The sequence below is a fragment of the Dyadobacter jejuensis genome (assembly GCF_003149085.1).
Lineage (GTDB): Bacteria > Bacteroidota > Bacteroidia > Cytophagales > Spirosomataceae > Dyadobacter > Dyadobacter jejuensis.
Window position 1 is genome coordinate 365044 of the sequence record NZ_QGDT01000001.1, and the last position, 13813, is coordinate 378856.

The 13813-nt window shown below is 46.3% G+C and carries 10 protein-coding genes and 1 tRNA gene; 10 read left to right on the forward strand and 1 reads right to left on the reverse strand.

From position 1 onward, the window contains the following. Entirely contained in the window at positions 1–1416 is a 1416-nt protein-coding gene (ftsZ, locus tag CLV98_RS01605) for a cell division protein FtsZ (protein WP_109672235.1), read from the forward strand. Positions 1417–1618: 202 nt separating this feature from the next. Here the strand turns inward: ftsZ and CLV98_RS01610 are convergent, their stop codons facing one another. Further along, positions 1619–2161, reverse strand: a complete 543-nt coding sequence (locus CLV98_RS01610; RefSeq protein WP_109673024.1) for an NADPH-dependent FMN reductase — start codon at positions 2159–2161, stop codon at positions 1619–1621. Positions 2162–2419: 258 nt separating this feature from the next. Between CLV98_RS01610 and accD the strand changes: the two genes are divergently transcribed. The 9 genes from accD to nrfD all read left to right on the forward strand — a co-directional run bounded on the left by accD (position 2420) and on the right by nrfD (position 13789). Beyond that, positions 2420–3262 carry an acetyl-CoA carboxylase, carboxyltransferase subunit beta gene (accD, locus tag CLV98_RS01615; RefSeq protein WP_109672236.1) on the forward strand — a complete coding sequence of 281 codons (843 nt, stop codon included), beginning with the start codon at positions 2420–2422 and terminating at the stop codon, positions 3260–3262. A gap of 1 nt (position 3263) precedes the next feature. Beyond that, complete coding sequence (locus CLV98_RS01620; RefSeq protein ID WP_109672238.1) at positions 3264–4238, forward strand: radical SAM protein; 975 nt, start codon at positions 3264–3266, stop codon at positions 4236–4238. Between the two features lie 92 nt (positions 4239–4330). Further along, positions 4331–4789, forward strand: coding sequence for an SsrA-binding protein SmpB (smpB, locus tag CLV98_RS01625; RefSeq protein WP_109672239.1), 459 nt, complete (start codon positions 4331–4333; stop codon positions 4787–4789). Positions 4790–4939: 150 nt separating this feature from the next. Continuing rightward, a complete protein-coding gene (locus tag CLV98_RS01630) occupies positions 4940–5452 on the forward strand; it encodes an HNH endonuclease (RefSeq protein ID WP_109672241.1) in 513 nt (170 codons plus the stop codon). A gap of 187 nt (positions 5453–5639) precedes the next feature. Then, a complete protein-coding gene (gene rpsA / locus CLV98_RS01635; protein ID WP_109672242.1) occupies positions 5640–7472 on the forward strand; it encodes a 30S ribosomal protein S1 in 1833 nt (610 codons plus the stop codon). A 58-nt stretch (positions 7473–7530) separates the two neighbouring features. Further along, a tRNA-Cys gene (locus tag CLV98_RS01640) sits at positions 7531–7601 on the forward strand. 277 nt (positions 7602–7878) lie between these two features. Beyond that, positions 7879–9150: a c-type cytochrome gene (locus CLV98_RS01645; RefSeq protein ID WP_109672244.1), complete on the forward strand. Its 1272-nt coding sequence runs from the start codon at positions 7879–7881 to the stop codon at positions 9148–9150. 48 nt (positions 9151–9198) lie between these two features. Beyond that, on the forward strand, positions 9199–12291 hold the full coding sequence (locus tag CLV98_RS01650) for a TAT-variant-translocated molybdopterin oxidoreductase (protein WP_109672245.1): 3093 nt from the start codon (positions 9199–9201) through the stop codon (positions 12289–12291). Between the two features lie 52 nt (positions 12292–12343). Beyond that, on the forward strand, positions 12344–13789 hold the full coding sequence (gene nrfD / locus CLV98_RS01655) for an NrfD/PsrC family molybdoenzyme membrane anchor subunit (protein ID WP_109672247.1): 1446 nt from the start codon (positions 12344–12346) through the stop codon (positions 13787–13789). Positions 13790–13813: the final 24 nt, after the last annotated feature.

Consider the following 13813-nt stretch of genomic DNA (forward strand, 5'->3'; position numbering starts at 1 on the left):
ATGAATAGCAGATTATTACACGCATTAGACCAAGATTATATTGTGAACCAGATCGTCAGAGAACAACCCAGTGGAGATGCCCCCCTGGAACCGGCCATAATTAAAGTCATAGGCGTCGGTGGTGGTGGTAGTAATGCTGTCAATTACATGTTTGAGAGAAAAATCAAAGATGTAGAATTTGCCGTTTGCAATACCGATCGACAAGCATTGGCCAACAGTCCAGTACCGGTAAAGATTCAATTAGGGGCTACCCTTACCCAAGGTTTGGGGGCGGGAACCGACGCGCTTAAAGGAAAAGAAGCAGCCTTAGAGACGATCGAGGAGATTAAAGCGCTTTTGGGAGGATCTACCCAAATGGTATTTATTACGGCGGGTATGGGTGGTGGAACCGGTACCGGTGCCGCTCCCGTGATAGCCCAGTTGGCCAAGGAAATGGGCAAACTAACGGTGGCCGTGGTGACGGCACCCTATACCTGGGAAGGGCTCGATAAGAAAGAGCAGGCCCTGGATGGTATTGAGCAGCTCAAAGAATACAGTGATACCGTACTGGTGGTGCTGAATGACAAGCTCGAGGAACTTTACGAAGACATGACCCTCACCCAGGCCTTCGCCGAAGCCGATGGGATCTTACTGAACGCCGTAAAGAGTATCTCTGAGATTATCACCACGAGTGGTAATATCAATACCGATTTTAAAGATGTAGAAAAAGTACTGAAACGGGCCGGGCAATCGGTGATGGGTACTGCCGAGTCTTCTGGTGGCGATAGGGCTAAGATAGCCATTCAAAATGCCTTAGACTCCCCATTGCTCAATGACCGCGATATTAAAGGGGCCAAGCGGATTCTGGTGACCTTGGCCACTAGCAAGAAGAACGAGGCTACCATGAAGGAGCAGCGCGAAATCTGGCGCTATGTATTGTCGCAGGTGGGAGGTGAGGCCAGGATGTTTAAGCTGGGAACCATCACCGACGATTCCCTTGGCGATAAGCTACGGGTTACCATCGTTGCTGCAGGATTCGACAGCGTAGAGTCGCCTATCCCAGGTATGGAAATACGGACAGAGCCCAAAGAATTGCCCGTGGAGCAGCCCTATGCTCCGGAGCAGATCGGTTCTGAAGAACAATATGTCTCTTCTGAAATGGAGGCTACTCCAACGTCTTCTATAGATTTGGATATGGATGCCCATAGCATTACGCTTCCGGCCGACCACCTCAATGTATCGATGATGGAGATAAGCGCCAATGGCCCGTGGAGCGAAGAGGAAGGAGAAAGGATTTCGGCTATGGTGCAGTCCTTTCGAGAAGGTATTGTGCAATTCCAAGACCTGGAAGGAGCGGCTTATAAACGGAGCCGATTGGAACTGTGGAGGCGTCCGGTCGTTCCCGCTAGTGAAATGGAACAGCATTGGTTAAAATAAAGAGGGGCGTAAGCCCCTTTTTATTTTAGCTTTAAAAGGCGTTGGGCGTTAGGCTTTAGGCGTTAGGCGTTAGGCGTTAGGCTTGCGCCACCTTTAACCGGGCGGCGGACCGCATTTAACTTTTAACCTTTAACCTTTAACTTTTAACCTAAAACCTATCACCTAAAACCTATCACCTAAAACCTATAAACCTATCACCTTTTCAAAACCCGATGAGCTGCTCTGCTTGGAGTTCGATCATCTCTCGATACAGGGGATTGGTTACTTCTGTTTCAGAAAAGTGGAGGCGTATCTGGCCTAGTTTGACCCGCAAGGCCAGGGTGTTCATCCCCAAATAGCTAAATACGTCGTTCAGATGACTCAATGCGATGCTGGCTCCTTGCGTATTCGACGACAATCCTACGAGGGCAGCCTTCTTGTTGCTAAAGCTATTGGGGTAGGGTAAGCCATCGATAAAGGCCTTTAATACCCCAGGGTAAGATCCATTATATTCTGGTACTATAAACACGAAGCGGTCGGTATGCTCCAATAAAGACTTTAATACATTAAAAGCTTCATTTTTGCCAGTATTATCATACAGGGCCGTTACCGTAAAATCGGCGGGTAAATGGACTAGATCGAGAATGATACTCGGTTGGCCGTGTTGCTGGAGCACTTGTTGATAGTAACTGGCTACCTTGGCAGACATGGAGTTGGGGCGGTTGGTGCCTACGATCAGGACGATGGGATTTTTGCTATCGGTCATTAGAAATACTTCATTATTATGTTCCAGGGACGCTTCTCCCCTGAGAATGGACTTCGAGTTTTTCCACAATAATAAGACATTTTGGTGGAGTATACGAAGATAATGGTCTGGATGTACTCGATCAAAATTGGGCTTAACTAGGTTCAGTTTTCAGGATACCCAACTATTATTACTATCTTTGACCCTTGGTTGCGATAAGAATAAAACATAATTTATTGCAATTAAGGCTTTTGTTAAGGTCAAAACCCAACTATCGATATGTCTTGGTTTATTCGTAAAGAAAAAGGTATCAGTACTCCCACCGAAATGAAGCGCGAAGCTCCAGATGGGTTATGGTATCAGTGTTCTAATTGTAAAAAGATTTCGGCTACCAGAGAGCACAAGCTGAATGCCTATACTTGTATCCATTGTAATTATCACGAAAAAATTGGCTCTGAGGCTTACTTTGAACTGTTGTTCGATGATAATGAGTTTGAAGAGTTAAATTCGGAGTTGACTTCAGGCGATCCGCTGAAGTTCACCGACACCAAGCCTTACCCCGGCCGGGTACAGGCTACCATGGCCAAAACCGGGCTAAAGGATGCCGTGAGGACCAGTCATGGTAAAATGAACGGCAGTCCTATTGTAATTGCCGCCATGGACTTCAACTTTATTGGTGGTTCTATGGGGTCGGTAGTCGGAGAAAAAATTGCTCGGGCAATTACTTATTCCCTGGAGCATAAAATTCCTTTTCTGATGATCTCCAAGTCGGGAGGTGCACGGATGATGGAAGCTGGGTTTTCCTTGATGCAGATGGCCAAAACTTCTGCGAGGTTAGCTCAATTGCTGGAGGCCAAAATCCCCTATATCTCTATGTTGACCGATCCTACTACCGGTGGGGTGACGGCTTCTTATGCCATGTTAGGCGATTTTAATATCTCTGAACCAGGTGCACTCATTGGATTTGCTGGCCCGAGGGTGATCAGGGAAACCATCGGTAAAGATCTCCCTAAGGATTTCCAAAGTGCCGAATTCGTCCTTGAGCATGGTTTTCTTGATTTTATTGTAGATCGTAAGGACCTCAAAGATAAGCTTACGAGCTTGCTGACTATGCTGCGCTAACATGAGATTGGTATCCCATCCCGTTTTGTGCAATTATTATGTGACCTACCGCTGCAATGCTGCCTGTGGGTTCTGTGATATATGGGAGAAACCCTCTCCCTATATTACTTTGGATAATTTTCGCCAAAACCTAAAGGACCTCAAGCGACTGGGCGTAAAGGTGATCGATTTTACTGGAGGTGAGCCTCTGTTGCACCGGCAGTTAGATTTGCTGCTCAAAGAAGCAAAGGATCAGGGGATGATCACCACCGTTACCAGCAACGGCCTACTTTACCCAAAGTATGCGCATAAACTGAAGGGGCTCATCGATATGCTACACTTCTCCTTGGATTCGCCCATTCGAGAAGAGCACGACGCCTCTCGGAAGGTGAAGTGTTTCGATAAGGTGATGGAGTCCATTGCTTTAGCCCGCTCCCTGGGAGAAAGACCCGATATTATTTTTACCGTCTTCGATTCGAATATAGATCAAATCCAGCAGCTCTCCGAGGAGATTTGCCAGCCCAATGACTTGGTGTTGATACTGAATCCTGTATTCGAATACAACGGGGTAGGGGATAGCCTTACTGCCGATGCCCTCAAGAGGCTGACGTGGTGGGGAAAGCAAAAGAATGTTTATCTCAACGACGCCTTCGTTCAGTTACGACTCGACGGGGGGAATAAGGTGAATGATCCCGTATGTAAAGCGGGGAGTACCACCCTGGTGATATCGCCCGAAAATAAACTGGTGCTTCCATGCTATCACTTAGGGTTAAAGGAATTTGAGATTGAAGGGCGACTCCATGACCTGTACCATTCCGAAGAAGTGCAGAAGTTGGTAGCCCTGGAGGGTAAGCTTCCTGCCTGTGAAGGGTGTGCCATCAACTGCTATATGCAACCCTCCTTTGCGGTAGAAATAAACCGCTATTGGTGGAAAGCCCTGCCGAGTACATTAAAGTACAGTAGGATTAAGGGGACTTGGAAAAGACTCCTCCATTAGGCTCCGTGGCGTGCCGCTGCGGCTTACTTCCCTCTCGGTAGGTTTTGCCCTATCGATCATCTATTTTTGTATTGGATTTTTAAAGATACCGTATGGCGGAAAAATTAGTAAAACAGGTCAATATCAAGAACAGAAGAGCCTCCTTCGAGTACTTCTTCCTGGACGAATACACCGCTGGAATCGCCCTTACGGGGACCGAGGTGAAGTCGATCCGGCAAGGGAAGGTTAATTTTCAAGATGCTTATTGTTTGTTTATGGATGGAGAGCTTTATATACGGAGCCTGCATATATCGCCCTATACCGAAGGTACACACTACAACCATGAGCCCATGCGGGACAGAAAACTTCTGGTTACGAAGCGGGAGATGAAGAAGCTGAACGAGGGCTTGAAAGACCAGGGGCTCACGATCGTTCCCATTCGGATGTTTACCAACGACCGGGGGTTGGTAAAGCTACACTTTGCCTTAGCCAAAGGGAAAAAACTTTATGACAAGCGGGATTCTATTAAGGAGCGGGATATGAAGCGCGAAACCGACCGCATGAAATTCTAAGCCACACTCCCGCTACAGGAGTAGCCGATGGGGGGGGCGCCGCATGCTATAGATAGTAACTCTAGGATTTTCAGATATTTAAATCTACAAGCCTTCCTGATTTTTCAGGAAAAATAGCTATCTTGCCGGAACGAAACCCCTTTTTGGCTCATGGGTAAAGTATTGGTTCTCAATCAAGATTATAGTGCCTTAAGTATTTGTACTGCTCCGAAGGCGTTCTTATTGGTTTATATGAATAAGGCAGAATTACTGGCGGAATCGCCAGATAGTTATTTGCGTACCGTACGTGATAGGTACCCTATGCCTGTTGTTATTCGCTTGCATCGCTATATTCACCTTCCTTATCGGGGCGTGGTGCTCACCCGTCACAATATATTTAAAAGGGACCGGAATCGATGTCAATACTGTGGTACCCACGAACACCTTACTCTGGATCACGTCCTTCCCAAATCGAGAGGGGGGCAGACCTCCTGGGATAACCTATCCACTGCCTGTAAGCGTTGCAATTCCAAAAAGGGAGATCTTACCCCTGAGGAAGCAGGAATGCCCCTCCTTCAAAGACCCTTTCGTCCTTCTTTTTTGATGTTTATCCGTGATTGTACCGATCTTGCTCCGGCGGAGTGGCAGCCTTATTTAGGGGTTAAAAGTCGGGTTTATCATTAAATGTCGGGTGCCTTCACGCCACTCTGAAGGGGATCTTACGTTAAACTTCTATTTTTTTTGTTAACTGCTGGTATATTGATTACTAAAGACTTACCTTTGCGGACTCATTTTTAAAAAATAGAACATTCACTTATTTTCAGTCAATTAGCCCGTTGGCTGATGTATCAAAGGGCTTTAATTCCTATTTATGTCTAAGGAAAAACAACCACAAGTATTCCCCGATTTCGATTGGGATCTAGCAGAAGACAAAGGTTTCGGAACAGGTTACTCAGTAGCTGACCGGGATCGTATGGAGCAAATGTATGACGGCACACTTTCTCCTGTACAGGAAAAAGAGGTGGTAAAAGGTATCGTGGTAGGTATTACCGACCGCGAAGTGATTCTTAATATCGGTTTCAAATCCGATGGTATCGTATCTTCTAATGAATTCCGTGACATCCCTGGGATGAAAATCGGTGATGAAGTAGAGGTATATGTAGAGAACCAAGAAGATGCTCAGGGACAATTGGTGCTTTCTCGTAAGAAAGCGAAAGTAATCACCGCTTGGGATAACATTCAGAAGTCGTTTGACGAGGATGTGGTGATCGATGCCAATGTAAAAAGAAGAACGAAAGGTGGACTTATCGTGGATATTTTCGGGATCGAGGCTTTCTTGCCAGGATCTCAGATCGACGTGAAGCCTATCCGTGACTTCGACGTTTTCGTAGGAAAGCGTATGGAAGTGAAGGTCGTTAAAATTAATTATGCCAACGATAACGTAGTAGTATCTCATAAGATCTTGATCGAAAAAGATCTTGAGGCTCAGCGTCAGCAAATATTGAATAACCTTGAGAAAGGCCAAGTACTGGAAGGGGTTATCAAAAACATGACCAACTTTGGGGTGTTTATCGACCTTGGAGGTGTAGATGGTCTGTTGCACATTACCGACATATCGTGGGGACGTATCAACCACCCATCCGATTTGTTGGCTTTGGATCAGAAACTAAACGTAGTAGTTCTCGACTTCGACGAAGAGAAGAAGCGTATTTCTCTTGGTCTGAAACAACTTCAGTCTCATCCATGGGATTCTTTGGAAGAAGAGATTCAGGTAGGATCGGAAGTGAAAGGCCGGATCGTGAATGTAGCCGATTACGGTGCGTTCTTGGAGATCAAGCCTGGAGTGGAAGGTCTTATCCACGTTTCGGAAATGTCCTGGTCTCAGCACTTGCGCAATCCTCAGGAGTTTATGAATGTAAACGATGAGATTGCTGCCGTAGTGTTAACTTTGGACCGTCAGGAGCGCAAGATGTCATTAGGTATCAAGCAGCTTACCGAAGATCCATGGACTCAAGCGTCTCTTAAAGATAAATACGCTATAGGAACCCGTCATAAAGGGGTGGTACGTAACCTTACCAACTTCGGCTTGTTCATCGAGCTTGAAGAGGGTATCGATGGTCTGGTACACGTTTCTGATTTGTCGTGGACCAAGAAAATCAAACATCCTTCCGATTTCGTTAAAGTAAGCGATGAGCTTGAAGTGGTGGTATTGGAGCTTGACGCCGACAACCGTCGTCTGGCACTAGGCCATAAGCAGCTTGAGGAGAACCCATGGGATACCTTTGAGTCTATCTTTGCGGTAGGAACCGTACACCGTTCTACTATCGTAGCGAAGGGTGATAAGTTCGCTACCTTGGAGCTTCCGTATGGTATTGAGGGTATTTCTGCTATCAAAAATCTAGCCAAAGAGGATGGTACCCTTGGCGAAGTTGGAGAGAGCTTAGACTTCACCGTTCTTGAGTTCTTGAAGGATGAGAAGAAAATTGTACTTTCTCACTCTAAAGTAAAAGCACCTGCTCCATCTGAAGAGAAGAAAGAGGAAAAAGTGGCCAAAGCGGCACCTACTAAGCCTTCAGCCCCTGAAAAGGAGGAAAAATCTACTTTTGGAGACCTTAGCGTTCTCTCTGCCTTGAAGGAACAATTCGAGGAAAATGAGAAAAAAGGTAAAAAAGTAACAAAAAAGGAAGATGGTAGTGCAGAATAGCCAAAATATTTAATACTTTTGCACCGGATTAGCGGATTCACATCCGCTAATCCGAATTGGTTCCGTGGCCGAGTGGCTAGGCAGAGGTCTGCAAAACCTTCTACAGCGGTTCGAATCCGCTCGGAACCTCTACCGATTACAGATTGTGATTCTCTTACATTCGGTCGAGAATTGTTACCGATATTAGGTCATATAAAACTTGTACTTTTATAAGTTTTATATGACCTAATTTTTTTGCTATATAGCTGGTTATCAGTGTTTAATGAATACGGCGTGCGCTTGTAACCGACGTATTTAATTAGAAATATTATAAATAAGGAAGCGTCCCAAAATATAATTAAAATACTTTTGTCGATAACGAATCGTAAGCTAGTTTTGTCAGCTGAAGAATAATGCATAGTTTATTATGAATATACCATCCAGAGAAGGCTCCAAGTTTTTTCCCAACTTTAAGTGTTCGAAACAGTTAATCGCTTTCGCATTAACGCTTGTACTTAGTTTACCCTTCGCTGTTTCCGCTCAGGATGCAGCCGCAGACGCCGGTGGGGCGGACGTTGCGCATGGGGAAACGGTTTTTAAGAACAATTGTGCCCAATGCCATGCCATTACCGATGAGCGTGTAGTAGGTCCCGGACTCAAAGGGGCTACTAGCCGTAACGATATGGCCTGGTTGACCAAATGGGTAAAGAATTCACAAGCCATGATTGCGTCAGGCGATCCTTATGCGGTGAAGATCTACAACGAATACTCCAAAGCTCAGATGACCAGTTTCCCGGGTCTGTCTGAAGAGGATATCAAAGCGATATTCGCCTATGTTGACAATGCGGCTACCGCAGCCCCAGCCGAAGCGGCTGCCGGTGCAGGTGCGGCCGCTGGTGCTCCAGCAGCGAGCAGTGGTCCCTCCGATCTGTTTATGATCGTATTGGTCGCCTTGGTCGTGGTGATGCTCCTAGTATTGGGTGTGTTATTAGTAATTGTAACCATATTGAGTAAAGCGGTAGCCGGTGGAGAAGCATCCGAAGGCGATACCGATTTTATGACTCGATTGGGCAACTCCTTAAAAGGTATCGTAGCCGACCCGGCTATCCGTTCGGCGGTGATATGGGTATTCGCTCTATTGGCACTTAAGGCTACTGTAGACGGTGCCTTTGGCGTGGGGGTTCAGCAAGGTTATGCTCCTAAGCAGCCGATTGCGTTCTCCCATAAGCTGCATGCCGGCGAATACAAAATTGACTGTAACTACTGCCATACTGGTGTAAACAGGGGTCGTTCGGCGCATATTCCGTCGGCCAACATCTGTATGAACTGCCACGGAGTGATCAAAAAAGAATCTCCTGAGATTCAGAAGATTTATACTTCTATTGAAAACGACCAGCCTATCGAATGGGTGCGGGTGCATACCTTGCCTGACTTTGCTTACTTCAACCACTCTCAGCACGTGAATGTGGGAGGAGTAGAATGTGAAACTTGCCATGGTGAAATTGGAAGCATGGAAGTGATTCAGCAACGTTCGTCTTTGACGATGGGATGGTGTATCGACTGTCACCGTACTACGGAAGTTAATACTAAGGATAATAAGTATTATGATAACTTGGTACAGTTGCATGCATCTGAAAGCCAAGAAGCTTTAAAAGTGGAAGATATTGGTGGTTTGGAATGTTCAAAATGCCATTATTAATACAAGGAAATTAACAGCAGAATACAACGCATTTGTATTGAAAATTATATGAAAAATACTGATAAAAGATACTGGAGGGGACTCGAAGAGCTACGTAACGACGAAAAATTCGTAAAGAACGCTGGATCAGAGTTTGCAGATGCCCCATCAGATACCCAATACGAAAGTTTAGTGGATGGAACTGGATCCAATCGCCGTGATTTTCTAAAAGTATTGGGCTTTGGTATGGCGGCCGTTTCTTTGGCCGCTTGCGAGACACCTGTTAAAAAAGCCATCCCTTACGTTAACAAGCCGGTAGGGGAATTCCCTACCCTGGCCAATTGGTATGCCTCTTCCTATACTGAAGGCGGAGACTATGCCAGTATATTGGTGAAGACAAGGGAAGGTCGTCCTATTAAAATAGAGCCAAATGACCTTGGAAAGGGTTTTTCTGGAATTGGAGCACGGGTACATGCTTCACTTTTGGGTTTATATGACAACGAAAAACTAAGAGGTCCCAAAAAAGGGGACGATACGAAAGTATCGTGGGAAGCGGTAGATAAGGATATTATGGCTCAGTTGGGTCAGGTGGCTGCCAAAGGCGGTGCCATTCGTATCCTATCCAACACCGTTTTGAGTCCCTCTACGAAGGCGGTTATTGCCGACTTTACTTCGAAATACCCGACTACCCAGCACGTAACATACGATGCAAATTCGGTATCGGCCTTGATCCAAGCCAACGAATCATCGTTTGGCAAGGCGGTCGTTCCTAGCTACGACTTCAGCAAAGTACAAACCGTAGTGAGCATTGGTGCCGACTTCCAAGGGTCCTGGATCTCACCAGAGATATTTGCAGGTCAGTTTGCAGAAACGCGCCGGGTAAGCAGTACCAAGGATGGTAAAAAAGACATGTCGCGTCATTACCAATTCGAAACTACGCTTTCGTTAACTGGTTCTAATGCCGACTATCGTACGGCTGTTAAGCCTTCGCAAATTGGCCTAGTAGTGGCCTCTTTGTACAATCAAGTGGCCGCTAAGCTAGGCGGTAAGGCTATTCCTTCCGCTAAGGTGGACGTGGCCCATTTGGACAAGGCGGCCAACGACCTGATCGCCGCCAAGGCCAACGCCTTAGTAGTGTGTGGGGTCAATGATCCGGCAGTACAAGTTATTGTAAATGCCCTCAACAGCCTGTTGGGTAGCTACGGCACAACCATCAATTTGGAGGCTCCTGCATACACCCGTCAGGGTAATGATGTGGCGATGAACCAACTGGTCGACGAGATAAAGGGTGGTAAAGTGGATGCCTTGTTTGTATTAGGTGCTAACCCCGTTTACGACCATCCAAGAGGAGCCGAATTGGCTGCTGCACTCCCTAAAGTGGGTTTAAGTGTGGCCTTCAATGATCGTCCTGACGAAACAGCTTCCTTGTTGAAATTTATTTGTCCTGCTCCCCATTATTTGGAGTCATGGAACGATGCCATGCCGAAAGCAGGCTTCTATAGCCTTACACAGCCTACCATTAGCTTAGTGTTCAACACCCGCCAAGCACAGGTAAGTTTGTTGAAATGGGCTGGTTTGAATGACGATTATCACGAGTATATCAAATCCTACTGGCGTAAAAATGTATATACCCAAGGTGGAAAAGGCGATTATGAATCCTTCTGGGTGAAATCGCTTCATGACGGGGTATTTATGACGCCAGCGGCCAATGCTACTGCCAGCGCTACTTTTGCTGGAGATATAGATGCCGCAGCTGCCTCGGTAGGTAAGCAATATAAAGCATCGGCTAGTGGCCTAGAACTTGCCCTTTACCAAAACGTAGGGATCGGTACTGGAGCTTCTGCCAATAATCCATGGCTACAGGAACTACCTGAGCCAGTTACCAAGGCTTGTTGGGACAACTTTGCGATGATTTCACAGCATACTGCTTCCGAACTTGGTTTCGAGCAGGGAGATGTAGTGAAGGTCGACCTGAATGGGAAAGCCATAGAGCTTCCCGTGATGGTACAGCCAGGGCAGGCCAACGGAACGGTGGCAGTAGCCATAGGCTTTGGCCGCGAAAAAGCGGGTAAGTCGGCTGACGGCGTAGGTAAGAATGCCTATCCATTGGCTTCTTTCGCTGGAGGCTTCTTGTCGTTCGCTCCTGGAGAAGTTACCGTTACCAAAACGGGTGATTTCCGCGAGGTAGCGCAGACACAGACCCATAATACGGTGATGAACCGTAAATCTGTATTGCAGGAAACAGTCTTAGGTCAATTCCAGAAGGATCCATTGGCGGGACGGTTTATCCCCGAAATTCATACTTCAGACGGCGTGGTAGATGCTACCGACCTGTCTCTTTGGAATGGACACCAATATAAGAACCATTCATGGGGAATGGTAGTGGACCTGAACACCTGCTACGGATGTGGCTCTTGTGTGATTGGTTGCCAGTCCGAAAACAACATTCCCGTTGTAGGACGCCAGGAGATTATCAATAGCCGTGAGATGCACTGGATGCGTATCGACCGTTATTATAGCAGCGATGCAGACGTAGAAGACCTTCGTGGACTAGAGATCGCCTCTGAGAATCCTGAGGTTACTTTCCAACCCATGATGTGCCAACACTGTAATAACGCTCCTTGTGAGACGGTTTGTCCGGTATTGGCTACTACCCATAGCTCGGAAGGTCTCAACCAAATGACTTATAACCGTTGTGTAGGTACTCGTTACTGTGCCAACAACTGTCCTTATAAAGTACGACGCTTCAACTGGTTCAAGTACTTTGATAACGATAACTTCGATTATAACTTCAATAACGACCTAGGTAAGATGGTCATCAACCCAGAAGTTACCGTAAGGTCTCGTGGGGTGATTGAGAAGTGCTCTATGTGTGTGCAACGTATTCAGGAGGGTAAGTTGACAGCCAAGAGAGAGCGCCGTCAGGTAAAAGATGGGGATATCAATGTGGCTTGTGCCTCTGCTTGTCCTACCAATGCCATTACTTTTGGTGATATGAACGATGCGGAAAGTAGAATTTCTAAATTGTTGTCTGAAGAAAGAGAAGGCCGTGCCTTCCATATGTTGGAAGAGATCAACGTGAGGCCTCAGGTGTCCTACCTAACTAAGGTAAGAAATAAGGATACCAAGGTGAAGGTAGAAGCCACTAAGGAGCACGCCTAAGCTAGTATTGAAGAGTTTTTTTGAAGATTAAATCATTATAAATTAAAGTAGTATGCATGTTACTTCACCCGTGAGAGAACCACTTATCCAAGGTGGTAAAACGTATGCAGACGTAACGGAGGATATTTGCCGCCATGTAGAGGGTGCGCCAACCAAGGAGTGGAAAATAGCTTTTGGTATTTCTTTGCTCGTTTTGGGATATGGTAGTTACTGTCTGGCCTGGACCTGGTGGGAAGGTCTTGGCGTATGGGGCTTGAACAAAACTGTAGGATGGGCTTGGGATATCACCAACTTTGTATGGTGGGTAGGTATCGGTCACGCTGGTACGTTGATCTCAGCTATTCTTTTGCTGTTCCGTCAAAAATGGAGAACATCCATCAACCGGGCGGCAGAAGCGATGACGATTTTTGCGGTATTGGCTGCAGCATCTTTTATCTTAATGCACATGGGGCGTCCATGGATGGCCTATTGGGCACTTCCCCTTCCTAATGCCTTTGGTTCTTTATGGGTAAACTTTAACTCACCTTTGGTTTGGGACGTTTTCGCCATTAGTACTTATTTCTCGGTGTCATTGGTGTTCTGGTACATCGGTCTTATCCCCGACTTGGCCACCATTCGTGACCGCGCCACTAGCAAAGTTTCCAAATTGATGTACGGTCTGTTCGCAATGGGATGGGATGGTTCGGCCAAGACATGGGCTCGTTACGAGTATGTCAGCCTTATCCTTGCAGGTTTGTCGACCCCTCTGGTACTTTCGGTACACACCATTGTAAGTATGGACTTTGCTACCTCGGTAATTCCGGGATGGCATACCACTATTTTCCCTCCTTACTTCGTGGCAGGGGCGATTTTCTCGGGCTTCGCCATGGTACAAAACCTGATGTTGATTACACGGGTGGTGTATCGTCTAGAAGATTACATTACACTGGAGCATATTGAAACCATGAACAAGGTAATTACCTTGACGGGATCGGTAGTAGGGGTAGCCTATATCACTGAGTTCTTTATTGCCTGGTATAGTGGGGTGGAATATGAATATTACGCCTTCTTTAACCGGATGACAGGACCTTACTGGTGGGCTTACTGGGCCATGATGACCTGTAACGTGATCTCTCCACAGTTGTTCTGGTCAAGAAAATTACGTAGAAGCATCACTTTTACTTTCTTTATCTCGGTAATTGTAAATATTGGTATGTGGTTCGAGCGTTTCGTAATTATTGTTACCTCTCTACACCGCGACTACCTGCCTTCTAGCTGGGCTATGTTCTCTCCGACTCGATACGATATTGGTGACTATATTTTCTCTTTTGGACTGTTCTTCACCTTGTTCCTCTTATTCTCGAAGTATTTGCCGGTAATCAACATGGCGGAAGTGAAAGCGGTGATCCGTTCTACCTCTGCCGATTTACCTAAGAAAATTGCGGGAGTCGCCAAGGCACGGCACGATGTAAATAAAATGGGTCAGCCTGTTCCGAATTACAATAAGGAGCAAGAATAGTCATATAAATCGAAGCGCATTTAA